This window comes from Sorangium sp. So ce281, assembly GCF_051527395.1.
Classification (GTDB): Bacteria; Myxococcota_A; Polyangia; order Polyangiales; family Polyangiaceae; genus Sorangium; species Sorangium cellulosum_B.
This window is the reverse complement of the sequence record NZ_CP150322.1, coordinates 8,983,265-9,000,984: the sequence shown is the minus strand read 5'-3', so window position 1 is coordinate 9,000,984 and position 17,720 is coordinate 8,983,265. Positions and strand designations below refer to the sequence as shown.

The following is a 17,720-nucleotide window of genomic DNA, read 5'->3' as shown; positions in this document are numbered from 1 at the left end:
TCTTCCTCACCGGATCGCCTCACCGATCGCGCGCTCACGCGGCGCGGGCGCCCTCGACCTCGATGCGCGCGCCCAGGGCGCGCAGCGTCCCGACGAAGAGGGGAAAGCTGGTCGCGATGCAGCCCGCGTCGCGGACGCGCGTGGGCCCGCTCGCGGCGAGCCCGAGCACGGCGGCCGTCATCGCGATGCGGTGATCGCCGCGGCTGTCGACGTCGGCCGCGTCGAGCGGCCGGTCGGGCCTGCCCTCGACGAGCAGCCCGTCGGTGCGCTCCTCGCAGCGAAGGCCGAAGGCGCCGAGCACGGACGCCATGGCCGCGATGCGGTCGGTCTCCTGCGCGCGCAGCTCCCGCGCGTCGAACACCTCGGTGAGGCCGCGCGCCCGCGCGCCGAGGCCGAGCAGGATCGGCAGCTCGTCCATGGCGCGCGACGCGAGCTCGCCGCCCGCGCGCCCGGCGCGGAGGCCGCCGCCGGAGGCGGCGGACGCGACGTGGACGTCGCCGGTGGGCTCGCCGAGGGCCTCGCCCTTGATCTCGACGGCGACGCTGCCGTCCATGTCATCCATGTCGCGCAGCACCTCGAGCAGCCCGGTGCGCGTCGGGTTGAGGCCCACGCGCCGCGCGGTCACGCGGCTCCCCGGCACGATCTGCGCGGCGGCGATGAGGAACGCGGCCGCGGAGAGGTCGCCGGGCACGTCGAGCTCGAACGCCGGGAGCGCGCCGGAGAAGCGGGCCGCGTCGAGGCAGACCATCGCGCCGACCGAGTCGATCGGCACGCCGAGCGCGGTGAGCATGCGCTCGGTGTGATCGCGCGAGACGAGCGGCTCGCGCACGAACGTCGGGCCGTCGGCGTAGAGGCCGGAGAGGAGGAGGGCGCTCTTCACCTGGTCGCACGGGACGGAGAGCTCGTGCTCGATCGACGAGAGCACGTGCGGCTCGGGGAGCGGCCCGACGTCGAGCGGCGCCGTGATCTCGCCGATCTTGCGCGGATCGAGCTGCCCCTCGATGCGCCCGCCGCGGAGCCGGAGCGGCTTCGCGACGCGATCCATGGGGCGGCGCGAGAGCGACGGGTCGCCGACGAGCCGCGCGGCGAAGCGCTGGGCGACGAGGATGCCCGCGAGCAGGCGCATCGTGGTGCCGGAGTTGCCGCAGTCGATGGGGCCGCCGGGGGCGCGGAGGCCGGAGAGCCCGGCGCCGTGGACGACGAGGTCGCCCGGCGACGGCTCCTCGACGAGGACGCCCATGGCGCGCAGCGCGCCCACGGTCGAGAGGACGTCGCCGCCGAGCGTCCCGCCCCGGATGCGGCTCTGCCCGGTGGCGAGCGCGGCGAGGAGGAGCGCCCGGTGGGCGATGCTCTTGTCCGCAGGGACCGGCACGCTCCCGATGAGCGGCCGCTCCGCCGGGTGGACGATGAGGTCGGGCACGGGTTGCCGTGTAGCAGAACGGCGGCCGCAGGCACAGCGGGCGGGGCGCCGAGGGCGCCGCGCGCGGGGTGGGACCGCGCGGGCGCCTCGATGGTAGGGTCGCCGCGTCGCAGCGGGGATCGACGGGAGGCGGAGGCGGCATGGACGAGGCAGTGGACGTGGCGGCGCGCGTGGCAGCTCGGCTCGGCGCGATCCCGGGCGTGGTGGCGGTCGTGCTGGGCGGATCGCGCGCTCGCGGCGCGGGCCACCCGGACTCGGACGTCGATCTGGGCATCTATTACGAGCCCGAGAGCCCGCCCGACCTCGCTGCGCTGCGCGCGCTCGCGCGGGAGCTCTGCGCGGGTGGGGCCGAGGGCGACGTGGCGTCGCTCGCGCGGGAGCTCCACGCGAGCGCCGTCGAGGACGTCGTCACGCCGCCCGGCGCCTGGGGGCCCTGGATCAACGGCGGCGCGTGGCTGGAGATCGAGGGGCACCGGGTCGACTGGCTCTACCGGGATCTCGCGCGTGTGCGGCGCGTGATCGGGGAGTGCCGGGCGGGGCAGGTGACGTGCGACTACCAGCCCGGTCACCCGCACGGCTTCCTCAGCGCCAACTACCTGGCCGATATCCACGACTGCCGGCCGCTCTTCGATCCGGAGGGCGCGCTGGCCCCGCTGAAGGCGCTCGTGACGCCCTATCCCCCGGCCCTGCGGAGGGCGCTCCTCGAGAGGTTCCTGTGGGAGGCCGGCTTCGCCATCGACACCGCGAGGAAGGCCGGGCGGCGCGGCGACGTCTTCTACGTGAGCGGCTGCCTGTTCCGCGCTGCGGCCTGCCTGGTGCAGGCGCTGTTCGCGATGAACGAGCGCTACCTCTCGAACGAGAAGGGCGCCCTGCCGAGGACGCGGTCGCTCTCGCTGTGTCCCGAGGGCTTCGCCGACAGGGTGAACGCGGTGCTCGCCGCGCCCGGCGAGGGCGGGGAGGCGCTGCTCGCGAGCCTCGGGCGCATGGAGGCGATCGCGCGCGAGGTGCGCGAGCTGTGCCGCCGCGACGGGCCGAGCTGCTAGCATCCGCCGCGACGATCGCGGAGGGCGCCGCGGGGGCGGGCCCGGCGGCGGCGGCGCATGAAGCGAGGACGAGGAGCCATGGAGTCGATCAAGCTGGAGCACGGTCCGTCGGAGGAGCAGCTGGCGAAGCTCGGGGCGCGCGGCTGGCCCATCTGGACGAAGGAGGTGTCGACCTTCTCGTGGCACTACGACGAGCGGGAGATCTGCTACCTGCTCGAGGGCGACGTGATCGTGACGCCCGCGGAGGGCGGCGGCGCGCCGGTGCGGATCCAGGCGGGGGATCTGGTGACGTTCCCCGCGGGGCTGAGCTGCACCTGGGAGGTGCGCTCGCCGGTGCGGAAGCACTACCGGTTCGGCTGAGCGGGGGGCAGCGCCTCGGGGCAAAGCGACTGTCGGCCATCGCCGCGCGGCGGCGCTTCGGGGCGAGTCCGCTGCCGGTGATCGCCGCGCGGCGGTGCATTGAAGTAAGATGTCTTACGTGAGATCGCCGCCCGGCGGCGTTCCGGGCGAGTTCACTGCCGGCGATCGCCGCTTGGCGGCGCCTTGACGTAAGCCTTCTTACTTGTGATCGCCGCTTGGCGGCGTCTTGACGTAAGCCTTCTTACTTGTGATCGCCGATCGCCAGCAGATCGATGTAAGACATCTTGCAGAGGTTGCCGCCTGCCGAGCGTTCCGCGCAAGTGGGCAGCCGCCCACCCGCCGGCAGGTGGCGAAAAATGGAAGATGGCTTACTTTGATGGGGTGGAGAGCGGCGGGATCGAGCAAGATGTCTTGTCGCGCGCGCCCCCGGTGAGGGGATCCGTCGCGCCGCAGGATCAGGAGCGCCCGGCTCAGCCGCCGTCGAAGGAGTCGTCGCCGGCAGCGGGCGGCGCGACGTCATCTGCGGGCGCGGGCTCGGCCGCGCCCTCGGCGCCGCCCTTGCGAGCGCGCCGGTCGGCCCGGGCGGACTCGCGGCGGAGCCGGCCGAGGAGGCGCTCGGCGATCTCCTCGGTCGCCGCCTTCTCGAGGGCGAGGTTCGTCTCGACGGCCCGGACCATGCGGATCCAGGCGTTGCGGGCGTTCACGACCTCGCGGGGCGTGGCGCCGTCGGTGTTCGACGGGGCGCTCAGCGCGAGCTGCTCGCGCTGCGCCTCCACCTTCTCGATCTCGAGCGCGGCCGCGACCCAGGCGTCCACCACCTGCGCGAGCGGCCCCTCGGGCGTCTTCAGCTTCTTGAGCAGCTTCTCCGACGCGTCGTCGAGCCGCGACGGGAGCAGCTTGGCGTCCCCCGCCTGGTCGCCGTAGCTGCGCGAGACGGCCTTGAGCCCCGCCGGCGCGAGCCGGTCGCGCAGATCGAGGACCGCCGCCGCGAACGCGGGGTCGTCGGTCATCTCGGCGAGCGCGCCGAGGTAGTTGTACGCCCCGCGGAGCTTGCGATCGTGCGTCGCGTCGAGCGCGAGGGCCTTCTCCATGAGCGCCTTCGCCTGCTGCTGAAGGCTGGAGCCGAGCCGCTGCGTGGTGAGGATCCGGCCGTGCGCCTCCTCGACCGCGGGCAGGAGCGGCGCGAGCAGCGGCAGCGACGTGAAGACCTTCCGATCTTGCTCCGGATCGAGCCAGGGGCCCGAGATGTTGACCATCGCTTGCGGGGTGAGATTGCGATAACCCATGAGATACCCTCCTTGGTCAGGGGCGTCCCGAGTTTCGGTCCCGGGTTGGCTGGGTGCAACGTCCCGCGCGCTCAGGCAGCCGTCGCGATCTTGCTCCGCGATCGGAGGCTCGCCGGTCGCGCTCGGCCCGCTTCGGGCGGCCCGGATGGGCGGCCAGGGATGGGCTCATCTTCGGAGAGAGGCCCTCTCCTTTCCAAGAGAGACCCTCTTCCTCACCAGAGGCGCGCTCCGTCTCACCAGAGGCGCGTTCCGTGCCGGTGCACCCCGACCGCCCAGGAGGGCGATTTGGTGAGAATTTGTGGCCGCAATTTGCAATGCGTTGGCGAGAGCAAATTCGGTCTGTGGGGGATTCAAAGCGCGGGCAGACCTATGTTAGTGAACGTCTGCCCGAGGGATGGACGCCGCTCCGGCCGAGGCCGAGGCTGAGCTGAAAAGGCGGTACCGCGCCGGATTGGGCCGGCGCGGCATCGGTCCCCTTGGTAGGGCCGAGGTGCGCTTTGCTGCGTTCTGCGCTGGTCATCTGTTGGTCGCATGTGGCGGCCGTCGCGATGTTCCTCCTCGCGCTCGATCCAGCGTTCGCCGCGCAGCCGCCGCCTCGGTCGCCGCGCGTGACGGCTTTGATCAAGGAGGCAGAGGCCGCCCTGGAGCGGCTCGACATCGCGCGCGCACGCGACCTGTGGGCGCAGATCTACGATATCGAGCGTTCCACGGTGGGGATCTGCCAGCTGGGGCAGCTCGACCGCCGGCTCGGGCGCTGGGTGGACGCCGTGGCGGAGCTCACGCGGTGTGTGCAGGAGATGCGCCCGCCGGCCACGCCCAGGGAGCGGCGGCTCTACGAGACGCGGCATGCGGACCTGGCGGCGGCGCGGCTCGAGGTGGCGCAGCTCCATGTGTTCGCGCCCGCGGGGGCGGCGCCCGTGCTCGTGGACGGGCGCATCGTGGACGAGAGCGGTCAGGTCTACGTGGCGCCTGGGCAGCATGAGATCACGACGATGTTGCCTGACGGCCGCAAGGTACGCTCCACGGTGTACGTCACCGCGAGAGAGTCGCGCGTCGTCCTCCTGAGCACCGAACCGGCGAGCGTGCGCTCGGTCGCTCCGTCGAAGGCGACGCCTGCGGGCGCGCCGGCGCAGCCGGAACCCGGTCCGGCGCCGTGGCTTCTCTATACGGGCTCCGCGGCGTCGGGCGCGTTCCTGGTCTCAGGAATCGTGCTGCACATCGTGGCATCGATCGAGGACACCTCCTTGAGGGACGAGATGTGCAAGCCCCACTCGGACATCCAGGCTGCGGGCGTGTTTCGAAGAGAGCAGCAGTCCGTCGAGGTAAAGCAGCACCTCAGCACGGCAGCGCTTGTTGCCGGGACCGCGCTCGGTGCCGCGACACTCGCGGTTGCGGTGCTGCCGGATGGCACTCAGATCCGCGCGCGTAGGGCTGGCGCGGAGGTGCGGTTCTCGTGGTAGAGCCTGGTACCGTCTGGGAAGGTCACCGGATCCTCGGTGAGGTTCACGATGGCATGGTCAGCACATTCCTCGCCCGGCAAGTAGGCGATGAGGGAGCGACGGTCTGGTTGCACGTTCGTGAGGGCCAGGCCTTGGACAGGAAGGCCTTCACGTCCGAGTTGAAGCGGCTGCAGGATATCTCGCGAGCGGTGCCGCAGATCGAGCCCGTTCTCTACGGCGACGCAAGCGGCCTATCTGCCTGGGTCGCGTGCCGGCGGAGCGACGGTATCGGCATCAAGGACGCAATCTCCGGGGCCGATCTCGGGGCGACCGCGCTGCGGATGGTGATCGGGATCGCTCGAGCGATCGAGCGCTGCCACGCGCTAGGCTGGTGCCATGGGGCGCTGAGTCCGGAGCGCGTGTTCATCACGTCGCAGCGCGACTACTGCATCCGCCAGTTCGGCCTGGTCCGGTTGTTCCGGATCGAGCCGCACGAAGCCGCACGAGAGCCGCTGGTGGCGCCGGAACTGCTGAGCGGCGAACGTGTCGGCCCACGGGCAGATGTCTATGGCCTTGGAGCCCTGCTGTACGAGCTCGTGTGCCGTCGCTCGCTGGACGTCGGCCAGACGGGTGAGCTTGGGGCGCGGCGTATCGCTCCGGTCATCCCGAACGACACCCCGCGCGCTGTCGCCGCCGCGATCGAGATGGCCCTGGCCGAGGATCCGCGTCGCAGATACAGGAACGTCAACCACTTCATCACCGTGCTCGAAGATCTCGTGGACGCATGGCCTACGTTGGATCAGGCACCGAGCCGCCGTGGTGACCGGGCTTCGAGCGCTGGCGCAGCGCCGTCAACGCTGCGCAGCTCGCACCTGGAAGGGGCACCGTCGCCAGCATCCGTGATGGACGGCCCGGATACTCGACCATCCGAGGTCGCGCCCGGGGCTGTGCCATCGGGGGTTGCGCCGTCGAACGAGGACGAGCCTCCGCTGCCGCAGGTTCCCCCGCTCGATGTGTCCTCGTGGCCGGCCTCCACTCCGGAGGAGCCGGTTTTGCAGCCGCCACCGTCGTTGATCTGGCAACCGGACCGAGAGATCCTGGCCGCTCGGCGCAGGCCTTCCGGAGCGACGCCCCGGCCATTCCCCCTACGCATCACTGCTTCGCTTGCTGCGTTGGCTGCGATAGGCGCCGGGGTGCTCTGCATGACCCAGCCGGCTCGGGTCATGCTCCGCGCGGAGAAGCATGCAGCGACCCTGGTGGAGACGATCTCGCCGCCACGAAAGGTGCAGCCCTCGACGCGAACGCTGGGCTCGGCGCCGACCGCATTGAGGGAAGCGGACAACCGGCCGCGCACCGCGCTTCCGCGGAAAATAAGCGTGGCGACAAGAGCCGAGCTGCGCCGGGCGTACTGCGAGGCCGGCGATGTGAGCTGTGGTCCTGCGATGTACTAGGAGGGCTTCTGTCGATGCGATGTGTTCTTCTGCTCATCGGCGCTGCGGCCGCGGTAGGTTGTGTCCCCGACCGCGACTGCCCTGGCACAGGGCCCCACGAGGGCGATCGTGCCGTGTGGCTCTGGAAGGGCACGCAGAACGAGGTGCAAGACTGTGCGGAAGAGACGGAGGTCCTTTGGGATGGCTGGCAGGAAGATACCTCCACCTCACCCGAGTCGCCGTCGTTCGCACGTGCTTGCGCGGGCGTCGTTCGCGATGACCTCCCGGACGGGTACACCCTTTGCGTGATCCCGACCGAGGACGAGGAGATCTGCTACGAGGGATACGAGGATCGCGCGATGTATGTCGAGGAGAATGGAGAAGAGCACGTGATGTGCTGCACGCCTGCCGGGCACCCGCCGACGGTGATCCCTCTAAGCTTCGGCGAATGCACGACATGAGCGAGCCGATGGCAAATTCCCTCGCACGTGCGATCTCGCCGCTGTTCTGGGTTGTCGTGTGGAGCGCGGGTGGAGGGTGCCTCGCTCAAGCCGAGCCCGAGGTCTCGGGCAAGGCGGTTGTGACGCGCGCCGGCGAAGAGCTGGTGATCGACACCGGCGGTAATGGAACGAAACTTGTAGGCCTGGACGACGATCCGGCAGGCCTGTGCGTCGTGCGGAACTCGGGTGGCCTCAGCGTGGTGGTGGAAAAGGGGGATGACGCCGGGCTCTCGTTTATCAACGTCATGGACGGGGGCGGCCTGCCTCATGTATCCGCGACGATCGACGGAGATCTCTACCAGGGTCCGTGTGAGATTATCGTCCAGGAGCAGCCAACCGACCCGTACGAGGCCGACGTGTCGGCGGGGCCGTGTGACATCATCCGGCTCTTCGACGGTGCGAAGGCGCGCGTGGAGACGGCGGTCTTTCACGTCTCAGACTGCAGCGGAGCCGACTAGGCGGACGGGCTCTCCTGGGGCTATCGCGCCCTCTCCGGCGGACCGTCGTCGGCCTGCGCCTTGGATCGAGCGGCGCGGACCGCTGCGAGCCAGTGTGCCTGGTCCGGGTCGCTGTTCCACGGCGGGGCCTCCCGGTAGAGCGTGTCCCAGTACTCGCGCGCTGCCGCCTCGGCCGTCTCGATCTCGCTCTCGCCGTCGGGTGCGTCCTCGACGCGGTCCGCGAAGGCACGCCAGGGTTCCGAGGCGTGGTGGCTCAGATTCGACCACGGCCTTGCGGGCGCCCCGTCGAAGACTCCACCGCTGCTCTGAAGGTAGCTCTCGTAGGCGCTCCGAGCGATCGCGTCACGCCGGCGGCGGTTGACATGCCACGCGCAGCAATCGCGAACCGCTTGGGCCCATTCGCGGTCCTCCTCCGGCACGTCGTCCCGCCAGGCGCTCGCATAGAGATCGCGCAGTTCCTTCTGGCGTGTCAGCCACCCATGTCGATCGCCGGGGACCGGCGGTGCCCGGAGGGCCTGGTCGCGCGCGGCGCGGAGGGCTCGCTCGCGCGCGGCACTCGGTCCGGGGTACTCCGGCAGCCCGGCGCCCCAGTACCACGGCGGTTCCAGCATCGGAGGGATGGGCCTCTTCATCGAACTCGGGGCTCCGCGGAGAGCGTGCCGAAAACCCCGCTGGAAGGCGCGGAGCATCCCGGGCCGGTGCTGCTCGGCTGTGTCGTCGGAAGAAAGGATCCGCCAGAGGTAGGTTCGGTGGAGGCGCGAGGCTGCCCCGGCCGCGGCCTGTTCACTGTCGCTGGCAGGCGCTTCCTCGAACGCGTCAACGAAGGCGATGAACGCGCGCTCAACGGCGGCGAGCAACATCGGCCACGGCGGGGTGAACGCCCGGGGAATGTGCCCATGGCTGCCCCGGAGAGCGCTCTCGCTGGGCACCGGCTCTATGCCGTTCGGTCCCGGATCGTCGACCCACTTCCTAAAGCTCTCGCGGTGCGCCGCCGCCCATGCGCGGTCCCTCTCCGGCAGATCGTCGTGCCACACTTCGGCGCACAGCTCGCCCAGATCCTCGGAGCGCGACTTCCATTCTTCGGGATCTTTGGTCGAGAACAGCGCGTGTCCGATGGCCACCTCGCGCACGACGCGAGGCACGAGGGACTTCGTCTCCCCCATCGAAAGATTCATCAATAACCTCCGGGTTGACCGCCGGTGGGGTCCGTGGGCTCTTCGCCCATCGGGGTCATACCTACCAGAAGATTCGACCAGCCGCTGCTGGCTCCACGCTGACACCAGACCACGCGAGCGTGCGGATGAAGCGGACACCGCACGTCGCCACGATCGCCACATGCTGCGTCGATAGATAGGCCGCGCCGGCCTCCATGGCCGGGAAGAATCCAAGATAACGCAGGCACAACCCCCATGCGTTGCACACAGGGATGCGCCCGAAGTCGAGCCGCGCCGCGAGCTCGAAGGACACCGGCGCACGGAACGGCCTGCCCCGGACGGCCGCCGTGGGGCCGGTCAGCAGGCCGAGCCAGCGCGCGTCGCCGCCCAGACCGAAGAGGCCCACGTCGGCGCCGATGCCGATGTCCACGGCGTTGCGGACGGGCCATCGGCGCAAGCCGGTGACCGACGGCATGATGCCGCCCGTCGCGCGCGTGGCACGCGACCCTAGCACGACATAGGTCGCCTTGACGTCGATCTCCCAGCGCGGCGGCGCGCCCTCTTCCGCCCGCGCGACCGCGGGCAGGAGCGACAGCGCGACGAGCCCGGCGCGCGACCCCGTCCGAGCGCTACCTACCCATCGCCGGCGGACCATCGTCGGCCTGCGCCTTCCTTCGAGCGGCGCGGACCGCCGCCAGCCAGTGCGCCCGGTCGGGGTCGCTGTCCCATGGGGGGGCCTCCTGGTAGAGCGTGTCCCAATATTCTCATACGGCCGCCTCGGTCGTCGCGAGCTCGCTCTCGCCTTCGGGCGCCTCCTCGACGCGGTCCACGAAAGAACGCCATGGTTCCGAGGCGACGTGGCTCAGGCTCGGCCACGGCCGAGCAGGCTCCCCACCGAAGCGTCCATCGCTGCTCCGGAGATAGCCTTCGTAGGCGCTTTGCGCGAGGGCGTTTCGCCGGGGACTGTTGACCGACATCGTGCACGCGTTGCGGAACGCTGCGGCCCAGATGCGGTCCTCCTCCGGCACATCGTCTCTCCATGCGGTCGCATACAGCGTGCGCAGTTCCTCATCGCGCGCCGTAAGCTCCTCTCGATTCGCCGGAAACGGCAGCGCCTTGATTGCGCGCTCGCGCGCGGCGCTCGGTCCGGGGAACTCAGGATATCCGGGGCCTCCCCAGTAACAGGGTGACGTCAGCATCGGCGGGATGGGCCGCGTCAACGTCCTCGGCTTTCCGCGGCGGCCGATCCGAAATCCCCTACGAAAGGCGCGGAGCGCCTCGGCCCGGATCTCCGCGGCCGTATCGTCGGACGTCAGCGTTCGCCAGAAATAGGTCCCGTGGAGGCGAGACGTGGGGTCAATCGGAGCGAGCTCGCTTGTGCCCTCGTGATCGTTCTTGAAGGCCTCGAGCATGAAAAAGAATGCGCTCTGGACGGCTTCCAGCAGCATCGGCCAAGGTGGGGCCGGGTGTCCGTCGAGGCGTCCGTGGCGGCTCGGGAGAGCGCCTGCGTTTCTTCGGCCGACGCCCAGGGGGCGCGAATTATCAATCCACCGCCTGAACTTCTTGCGGTGCCGCTCTGCCCATATGCGATCCTCCTCCAGCAAGTCGTCTCGCCACGCTTCGGCGCAATGCCTGCCCAGATTCTCGAGGTCCCAGTTCCATGACTTGGGGTCTTTAGTTTTAAAGAGGCCGTGTCCGAAGACTGCTTCGCGCAGTTGAACCCCTCCCGGAGGGAAGTTCGACCACCACTTCACGGCCAATCTCCGGATTGGCCGCCCGTCCGATCGAATGGCATTGCCGCGATCCGGTCTCTCAGCTCGTCGCGGTCGCTGGGATCCACGGTGGAGCAGCCGCAGGCAAACACGACGAGCAGAACGCCGCGCCGATGGTTCATCGGTTTTCCCCTGATTCACCGATCCACGTACCCGCAGACGGTGGCCGATCTTACCAGCGGTCGCCGCCGCCGGTCAAGCCGCGGCGGACCACCTGGAGGACGGTGACCGGCGCCCAAGCGGCGCCACTGGTCGGGGCTTCGCCTTTGAAGAAGTGGCAGTGACGGTGCCGAACGATTTGCCGAACATCGCCGGGTCGAGGAAGCCCGGCCGAACCGCCCTTCACCAGCAGCGCAGAGTTGCGCCGCTCCTTCGAGCGCGGCTCCGCGAACGCTCGCGCCGCTCGACCCGGGTTGAGAGGGCACCACGCACTCGGCGCCGTCCACCGCGGAACTCCGGCTCCCTCCGCCTCGGGTCTCGACTAAAATACGACCCCATAGGCATTTTCCATCCACCGGCCTCTGGCGATATCGTCCCAGGCGTACGTATCGGGTTTGGGGCGGTGGCGGTGCTCTGGCGCGGGGGTGAAGCGCGGTCCTCTCTCGCGCCCGTGCGAGCTCGCTCAGGAACAGCGGCGCCCGGCAGGTACGCATCGGCAAGCACGGCGCGGGGACTGGGCGCGCGGATGGCTTGATGCTCACCGCTCTCCATGGAATCCTGCGCACATGAAGCTGCGCCTGAAGGCCATGGCGGCCGCTGCGGTCACCGTGATCGCCCTCGGCTGCTCGATCATGGACCCCGACGATCGCGACGAGCTCAGACGACGGATCGCGGCGCTGCCGTCCGAGACGCTATCGCACTTGCAGAAAACGAAATTGAACACCAATGCGCTGAGGTGGCTGCTGACCTACAAGAAGGACCACAACGATCAGGTGGGCAAGCTCCAGTGCCGTTTGAAGGCCGGCGGCACCTGGAGCGGCTGGAACGACCAGGAGCCGACGTACACCGTCGAGGACTTGATCCAGTGTCTCCTTGGCGGAGGAAATATCCCCGTGACCTACACGATGTGTGCCGACGAATTTCAAGGCAGGGGCAATGCGGCCATGAATCTCAAGATCCTGCACGAGGAGCAGGTGCCGGGCGTGACACAGGTCGAGTGCAGGTTCGTGTGGGATTTTCGTTACGAGCCGGAGAAGGTGCCGTCCGACCTGACGAACCCCAGATCGATCACAGTCGACGAGCTGATCGACTGGCTGATCTCGCTCCCGGCGCCGCCTCCGGGATTTGCTGCCCCTCAGCTCGTCCCGCTCCTCTGTCCGCTCGGCGCGGGGCCAGGCTGGGGGTGCCCACCTCGGCCGACGGACCTTCCGGGCGAGCAACCCACCGACCCGACGGGCGGTGAGCCAGGGGATCATCCATGAGGCTCAAAACGTCGCGCGTGTGGTACCTCATGCCGCGCATCGAGGTCGAGGCGGGCACGGCGAGTTGCCTATTTGCGCCCAAGGATATCTGGGGTCGGAACATGGACCTCGAGACCCTGGGCAGGCTGTGCGCCGAAGCATGGCACGACGACCTGCCCGAGTCGGACCGCGCCTGGGCCGAGGCGCATCGCGAGAAATTCGGGAGGTGGGTCGACGATTCGCAGCCCGAGGCCATCCGCCCGAGGGTGGAAGCGGGCTCTCCCCAGAGCCTCACGGGCAGGTTCGGCAAGGAGCCCGCTCCGCCGTGGCCGATGCTGCTCGAAGCCGTCAAGAGCGCGTTTTTTACCTTCGTCGTGGACTTCGGGCAGACGGTCGAGGGCGAGGGCGCGACGGGCGATCCGACAGCGCGCCTTCACCGGACGTCCGTCTGGCGGGCGCTGACGGTCGGCGACGCCCCCGAGGTGGATCGGCCCTCGGCGCTCCGCGCCTTTCAGAGGGGGTTTCGGCGCGGGCGCCGCGGGCTCCCGAGGTCCATGACGAGGCCCATCCGCCCGGTGCTGGATGTTGCGCGGTTCTGGACGTTTTCGGTGCCTCCTCTCCCCGGGCCGAGCGCGGCGCGCAACCGAGCTCTCGCGGACGCGTTGCGTCACACGACGGTTCTCAAGGAGTCTGCGGTGCTCCTGCAGGAGTTGCGCGATCTCTATGCGAGCGCCTGGCGAGACGACGTGCCGGAGGAGGACCGCGAATGGGCCGAGTCCTACCGCCACTCCTGCGTGGACGAGGTCAACCGTCGCCGGCGAGACGCCGTGGCCCGGAGCGCGTACGAGGGCTTTCTCCAGAGCAGCGACGGGCTCTTCGACGGAGAGCCCGCAGGGCCGTGGCCGAACCTGAGAGGCTACGACTCGGACCCATGGCGTGCTCTCGTGGATGCCGTCGAGGACGCGCCCGAAGGCGAGAGCGAGCTCGCGACGGCCGAGGCGGCAGCGCGCGAATTCTGGGACTCGCTCTACCGGGAGGCCCCGCCGTGGGACAGCGACCCGGCCAAGGTGCACTGGCTCGCGGCGGTCCGCGCCGCGCGACGAAAGGGGCTGTCCGGCGATGGTCCGCCGGACGGCGGGGCGTAGCGCTCACGGACTCCCATTTGCCTTTGGCACGGAACTGCCGCTCCCTCCGCCCCGGGTCTCGACTAAAATAAGACCCCATGCGCTTTGTTCATCGCTCCGGTGGGATCGTTTTCTCCATGAAGAGCGCGCGCGCGCTCGCGCGCGCCGCCGGGGTGCTCGGCGCCGTGCTCTGCGCGGCGTGCGCTGCAGGCCCCGAGGCCCCGCCGCCCGAGATCTCGGTCGGCACGGTCGACGGCACGGACGCCGTGCTCGCCCTCGTGCGCGGCGAGGGCACGGTCACGCTCTACGTCTGCGGCGGCGTGAGCAGCTACGCGACCATGACCCGGTGGTTCGAGGGAACCGAGGACCCGAGCGGCGCGTTCTCGCTCGAGAGCGACGGGTGGATGGCCACCGCCGATCCGGGCGGCGAAGCCGGCCGGCTGCGCACGCCGGAGGGCGCGGAGCTCGCCTTTCGCGCGCGTCCCGCGGCGCTCGACCGCATCGAGGGCCTCTACGTGGCGGTCGACGGCGGCTGCCGCACCGGCGCCGTCGTCTTCACGCCCGACGACGCCGAGGCGCCCGCGCTCCAGGGCACCTGGTGCGGCGCCGGCGATCTCTATGCCCAGGTGACGCCGATCCGCCCGCTGTCGGTGCTCGATCGGCGCGGGATCGAGGTGCAGGTCGAGCTCAGCGGCGCACGGAAGAAGCTGCTCGTGACCCCGCTCGTGCGACCCTGAGCCCCGCCACGCCTCCGCCGTCCCTCCGCAACTCCGCCGTCCGCCCGCTCCGGCCCGGCGCTCGTCCTCGGCGGCGCAGAGCGCGTCGGCGATGGCGCAGGACGCTCGGCAGTCTGCCGCGACGGCGGTGCTCGCACCGGAGTCCTGCGAGGAGGAGGCCGTCAACCCGATCCTCGTGGTCAACCCGATCCTCGTGATCGACACGCCGCCCGTGGGGTCATGGACCTGGTGAATCTTCGCTGGGCGCGCGGCGCGCGACCTCGTCGAGGATCTCGTCGGCGAGGAGCGACTCGCACGCGGGAAACAAGTCCCGCTCTTCGAAGCGCACGTGCTCGGCGAGCTCTGCTCCGAACGCCCGAGCGGCGTTCGCGTCACCCGCCGACGCCGACGTGGCCGCGCGTCGCAGGCGGGCGTGGTCGCGTTCGACGCGTTCGCAGAGGTCGAGCCGGCCCGCGGCGCGCAGCGCGGGCAGGAGGACCTGCTCCTCCGCGAGGAAGTGAGGCTCGAGCTCCCGATCGAACTGCTCGCGGAGGCGCGCGCCTTCCGACGTCGACCAGGCGTCGATCCGCCGCTCGACGGCGCGGGCCAGGACGAGGGCGTGGTGATGCTCCGACGACAGACCGCGGAGCCGCCGATCGCGCTTCACGACGACCCCGGCCCCTGCGGCGCGCCGCCGTCGTCGTCCCAGCACGTGAGCTCCACGGTGATCGCCGCGACCTCGGACGGCGGCCTCCAGGGCGCGGCCCTGCTCGCCGCTGCGGCTGCCGCACCTGGCGAGGGCGCGGCCCTGCTCGCCGCCGCGGCTGCCGCACCTGGCGAGGCCAGCAACGCCTTCATGATGCTGCCGAGACGAGGCCCATTCTCCGGCGTGTCGGGTTGGCCGTCGGCCCATACGGCGCGCGCGCCGCCGCCCCGGACCTCCTCCTCGAACGCGCGAACCGCCTCGTGCAGGCGCGCGATCGCTGCTCGCGGCGCGAGCGACGCGAGGTACGGAGTCGGACACTCGTAGCTGACGATTCCGGAGCAGGGCCCGTATTCGTCGACGAAGCGCTGGCTCTGCTCGATGGCGTCGAGCGGGACCGCGTAGGTCTCCGGGCACGCGGGGCACGACACCTCGAGCGACAGGTGGTGGGTGAACTGGGTCGAGAGCATGAGCGCCTCCTTTCACGAGATGCTGATCACGAGAACTGCAGGAGACGTGCCATCAGCTCGCGCTGTACTCGCGCAGCTTGCGCCAGAGCGTGTTGCGCCCGACCCCCAGCACGCGCGCGGCCTCCGCCTGGGAGCCGCCACAGGCATCGAGGACGCGGAGGATGTGCTCTCGCTCGACCTCCGCGAGCGACCGAAGCGCATACGGTGCGCGAGGTGCAGGCGGCGGCGTGAGCAGCTCCTCCGGGAGGTCCTCGGCGTCGATCCACGCGCCGGTCGCGAGCGCCGCGCCGTGCTTCACGGCGTTCTGCAGCTCGCGCACGTTGCCCGGCCAGGGGTGGCGAAGGAGCACGGCTTGCGCGGCGTCGGTGAAGCCATGCGCCCTGGTGCGCTCCTCGCCCAGCATGCGGCGCGCGAGCGGGAGGATGTCGTCTCGCCGCTCCCGGAGGGGCGGAACCTGCACGGAGAGGACCTTGAGGCGATAATAGAGATCTTCGCGGAACGCCCCCCCTCGCACGCGCTGCAGGAGATCTCGGTGCGTCGCGCAGACGATGCGGACGTCGGTCTCGAAGGCCTGGTTCTCGCCGACACGCCGGATCTCGCCGTCCTGCAGGGCGCGCAGCAGCTTGGCCTGCAGCGGCAGGGGCAGCTCGGCCACCTCGTCGAGGAAGAGCGTCCCCTTGCTCGCCGCCTCGAACAGCCCGCGCCGATTCTGCGTGGCGCCGGTGAAGGCTCCCTTGCCGTGCCCGAAGAGCTCGGACTCGAGGAGCTCGGCCGGCAAGGCCGCGACGTTCACCGGAACGAAGGGGCCGGACGCGCGCGGCGAGTTCGCGTGCAGCATCCGCGCGACGACCTCCTTGCCGGTGCCCGTCTCGCCCAGGACAGCGACCGGCGCCTCGCTCCTCGCGAAGCGCGCCACGCGTCGAAAGACGGCCTGCATCGCGGCGCTGCGGGCGACCACATCGGTCGCACCGGACAGGCGCGGCGCGAGCGGGATCAGGCCGCAAACCTCGCAGCTCTGGCGCGGGTGTTCCATGCGTTCCATTTTGGAACGCGACCGGAGAGGAGGCAAGCCCGCCAGCGATTTCGGGGGCGAAATCGGGTGGATCCGCGCGCGATGGATCTCCGGCACGCGCCCTGCTTACGCGGACGACAGGAGGTCCACCTTGCTGAACCCAACCCGATCGGTCGCCAACATCGTTCTTGATCACTCCGAGTGCGCCCAGGTCTTCCAGCAGCACCGCATCGACTTTTGCTGCCGCGGAGAGCTCAGCCTCGAGCAAGCCGCCAAGGAGCGCGGAGTCGAGCTCTCCGCGCTCCTGGGGCAGCTCGAGCGAGCCATCGCGGAGCGGCGAGGCGGCGCGCCGGGCGCGGTGCGCGAGGTCCCGACGCCCGCGCTCATCGACCACATCGTGGGCAAGCACCACGCGTACCTGCGAAAGGCGCTGCCCTTCGTGCGGCCGCTCGCGGCGAAGGTCGCGCGGGTTCACGGGGAGCACAACCCGAAGCTGCGCGCCCTCGACGGCGCTGTGGGCGAGCTCTCGGAGGCCCTGCTCCTGCACCTCGACGACGAGGAGGCGACCCTGTTTCCGGCGCTCCGCTCGGCGGGCGCACACGTCGACCCGGAGACGACGCGCGCCCTCGCGGCGATGCGCGACGAGCACCTCGCGGTGGCGAAGCTCCTCGAGACCATCCGGGATGCGAGCGACGATTTTGCGCTCCCCGACTGGGCCTGTGGCAGCTATCGCGCGCTGTTCGGGGAGCTTCAGGCGATCGAGCAGGACATCTTTCAGCACGTTCACCTCGAGAACCACGTCCTCGCGCCGCGCTTCGGTTCGTGAGCGGGAGCGCCGCGATGCGGTGAAGCGGCGGCGCTGGGGTGGTCGAGCGCGTCGCGGCCCGCCGCGCTCGCGCTCTTGCAGGGGACCACGCCGCTCGCGAAGGGCGTCGCGGTCGAGGAGCTCGAGGTCCTCGGCAAGGCCCTGCGGGCGCGCGCGGCCGGCCGCGACGCGCTCGCCAAGCGCGGCGACCCGCAGGCGGTGCTCGACGCGCTCGCCGCCCTGGAGGGCGACGTCGGCAAGGCCGCGCGCGCTTACCTCGACCTCGTGCGCTTCCGCACCACCTGCCCCACGCCCCCGCGCGCCGCGCCACCAGGGCCGTCAACACCCTCCTCGCCGCGACTTCACCCGGACACGTCGCGCGTCGCACGGACAGGGGCGGCGTTCACCCGGACACGTCGCGCGTCGCACGGACACTTTCGAAGCGGTGCACGAGCGGTCCTCCGCCGTGGGCGTGCCCGCCATGTCCTCCGTGGTGGCCGGCGTTGCCGCCGTGGTGGCCGGCGTTGCCGCCGTGAGCGCCGGCATGAGCGGCTGGGCCGGCGCCGTGCTGCCCGTGCGCGGGGGCCTGGGCAGGGGAGGCGGCGTCGGGCGTGGCGCTGCAACTGCT

Annotated in this window: 19 protein-coding genes; 11 read left to right on the top strand and 8 right to left on the bottom strand. The window is 70.6% G+C overall.

Annotated features, from left to right (window positions below):
• Nucleotides 1-34: 34 nt before the first annotated feature.
• A complete protein-coding gene (gene aroA / locus WMF27_RS34110) occupies nt 35-1,420 on the bottom strand; it encodes a 3-phosphoshikimate 1-carboxyvinyltransferase (RefSeq protein WP_437764691.1) in 1,386 nt (461 codons plus the stop codon).
• A gap of 140 nt (nt 1,421-1,560) precedes the next feature.
• Between aroA and WMF27_RS34105 the strand changes: the two genes are divergently transcribed.
• On the top strand, nt 1,561-2,463 hold the full coding sequence (locus WMF27_RS34105) for a nucleotidyltransferase domain-containing protein (protein ID WP_437764692.1): 903 nt from the start codon (nt 1,561-1,563) through the stop codon (nt 2,461-2,463).
• A 78-nt stretch (nt 2,464-2,541) separates the two neighbouring features.
• Nucleotides 2,542-2,823 (top strand): cupin domain-containing protein, encoded by a 282-nt coding sequence (locus tag WMF27_RS34100; RefSeq protein ID WP_012239482.1) that lies wholly within the window; start codon nt 2,542-2,544, stop codon nt 2,821-2,823.
• A 470-nt stretch (nt 2,824-3,293) separates the two neighbouring features.
• Here WMF27_RS34100 and WMF27_RS34095 read toward each other — a convergent pair whose 3' ends face one another.
• Entirely contained in the window at nt 3,294-4,109 is an 816-nt protein-coding gene (locus WMF27_RS34095) for a hypothetical protein (protein WP_437764693.1), read from the bottom strand.
• Nucleotides 4,110-4,606: 497 nt separating this feature from the next.
• Here WMF27_RS34095 and WMF27_RS34090 point away from each other — a divergent pair, with 497 nt between their 5' ends.
• From WMF27_RS34090 to WMF27_RS34075, 4 genes are all read left to right on the top strand, one after another.
• Complete coding sequence (locus WMF27_RS34090) at nt 4,607-5,569, top strand: hypothetical protein (RefSeq protein ID WP_437943260.1); 963 nt, start codon at nt 4,607-4,609, stop codon at nt 5,567-5,569.
• Between the two features lie 53 nt (nt 5,570-5,622).
• Complete coding sequence (locus tag WMF27_RS34085; protein ID WP_437764695.1) at nt 5,623-6,999, top strand: serine/threonine protein kinase; 1,377 nt, start codon at nt 5,623-5,625, stop codon at nt 6,997-6,999.
• Nucleotides 7,000-7,112: 113 nt separating this feature from the next.
• Nucleotides 7,113-7,439: a hypothetical protein gene (locus WMF27_RS34080; RefSeq protein ID WP_437764696.1), complete on the top strand. Its 327-nt coding sequence runs from the start codon at nt 7,113-7,115 to the stop codon at nt 7,437-7,439.
• Complete coding sequence (locus WMF27_RS34075) at nt 7,427-7,936, top strand: hypothetical protein (RefSeq protein ID WP_437764697.1); 510 nt, start codon at nt 7,427-7,429, stop codon at nt 7,934-7,936. Before WMF27_RS34080 ends, WMF27_RS34075 begins: the two co-directional genes overlap by 13 nt.
• 20 nt (nt 7,937-7,956) lie before the next feature.
• Here WMF27_RS34075 and WMF27_RS34070 read toward each other — a convergent pair whose 3' ends face one another.
• The 3 genes from WMF27_RS34070 to WMF27_RS34060 form a co-directional block, all read right to left on the bottom strand.
• Nucleotides 7,957-9,099: a hypothetical protein gene (locus tag WMF27_RS34070; RefSeq protein WP_437943259.1), complete on the bottom strand. Its 1,143-nt coding sequence runs from the start codon at nt 9,097-9,099 to the stop codon at nt 7,957-7,959.
• Nucleotides 9,100-9,172: 73 nt separating this feature from the next.
• Nucleotides 9,173-9,745, bottom strand: a complete 573-nt coding sequence (locus WMF27_RS34065) for a hypothetical protein (RefSeq protein ID WP_437764699.1) — start codon at nt 9,743-9,745, stop codon at nt 9,173-9,175.
• Between the two features lie 109 nt (nt 9,746-9,854).
• Entirely contained in the window at nt 9,855-10,844 is a 990-nt protein-coding gene (locus WMF27_RS34060) for a hypothetical protein (protein ID WP_437943258.1), read from the bottom strand.
• Nucleotides 10,845-11,587: 743 nt separating this feature from the next.
• Here WMF27_RS34060 and WMF27_RS34055 point away from each other — a divergent pair.
• From WMF27_RS34055 to WMF27_RS34040, 4 genes are all read left to right on the top strand, one after another.
• Nucleotides 11,588-12,283: a hypothetical protein gene (locus tag WMF27_RS34055; RefSeq protein WP_437764701.1), complete on the top strand. Its 696-nt coding sequence runs from the start codon at nt 11,588-11,590 to the stop codon at nt 12,281-12,283.
• Nucleotides 12,280-13,407: a hypothetical protein gene (locus WMF27_RS34050; protein WP_437764702.1), complete on the top strand. Its 1,128-nt coding sequence runs from the start codon at nt 12,280-12,282 to the stop codon at nt 13,405-13,407. Before WMF27_RS34055 ends, WMF27_RS34050 begins: the two co-directional genes overlap by 4 nt.
• Before the next feature lie 116 nt (nt 13,408-13,523).
• The gene (locus tag WMF27_RS34045; RefSeq protein WP_437764703.1) at nt 13,524-14,123 is read left to right on the top strand and encodes a hypothetical protein; all 600 of its coding nucleotides are present in this window, start codon (nt 13,524-13,526) and stop codon (nt 14,121-14,123) included.
• Nucleotides 14,124-14,214: 91 nt separating this feature from the next.
• Nucleotides 14,215-14,355 carry a hypothetical protein gene (locus WMF27_RS34040; protein ID WP_437764704.1) on the top strand — a complete coding sequence of 47 codons (141 nt, stop codon included), beginning with the start codon at nt 14,215-14,217 and terminating at the stop codon, nt 14,353-14,355.
• Here WMF27_RS34040 and WMF27_RS34035 read toward each other — a convergent pair.
• Genes WMF27_RS34035 through WMF27_RS34025 form a run of 3 tightly spaced genes read right to left on the bottom strand, consistent with a single transcriptional unit; the run spans nt 14,341 to nt 16,308 of the window.
• The gene (locus WMF27_RS34035) at nt 14,341-14,769 is read right to left on the bottom strand and encodes a hemerythrin domain-containing protein (protein WP_437764705.1); all 429 of its coding nucleotides are present in this window, start codon (nt 14,767-14,769) and stop codon (nt 14,341-14,343) included. The two genes, WMF27_RS34040 and WMF27_RS34035, sit on opposite strands and share 15 nt — an antisense overlap.
• Nucleotides 14,766-15,275: a hypothetical protein gene (locus WMF27_RS34030; protein WP_437764706.1), complete on the bottom strand. Its 510-nt coding sequence runs from the start codon at nt 15,273-15,275 to the stop codon at nt 14,766-14,768. The genes WMF27_RS34035 and WMF27_RS34030 overlap by 4 nt, the downstream gene beginning before the upstream one ends.
• Before the next feature lie 52 nt (nt 15,276-15,327).
• Nucleotides 15,328-16,308 (bottom strand): sigma-54 interaction domain-containing protein, encoded by a 981-nt coding sequence (locus WMF27_RS34025; RefSeq protein WP_437764707.1) that lies wholly within the window; start codon nt 16,306-16,308, stop codon nt 15,328-15,330.
• Nucleotides 16,309-16,438: 130 nt separating this feature from the next.
• Here WMF27_RS34025 and ric point away from each other — a divergent pair, with 130 nt between their 5' ends.
• Entirely contained in the window at nt 16,439-17,113 is a 675-nt protein-coding gene (gene ric / locus WMF27_RS34020; RefSeq protein WP_044969819.1) for an iron-sulfur cluster repair di-iron protein, read from the top strand.
• Nucleotides 17,114-17,720 lie beyond the last annotated feature (607 nt).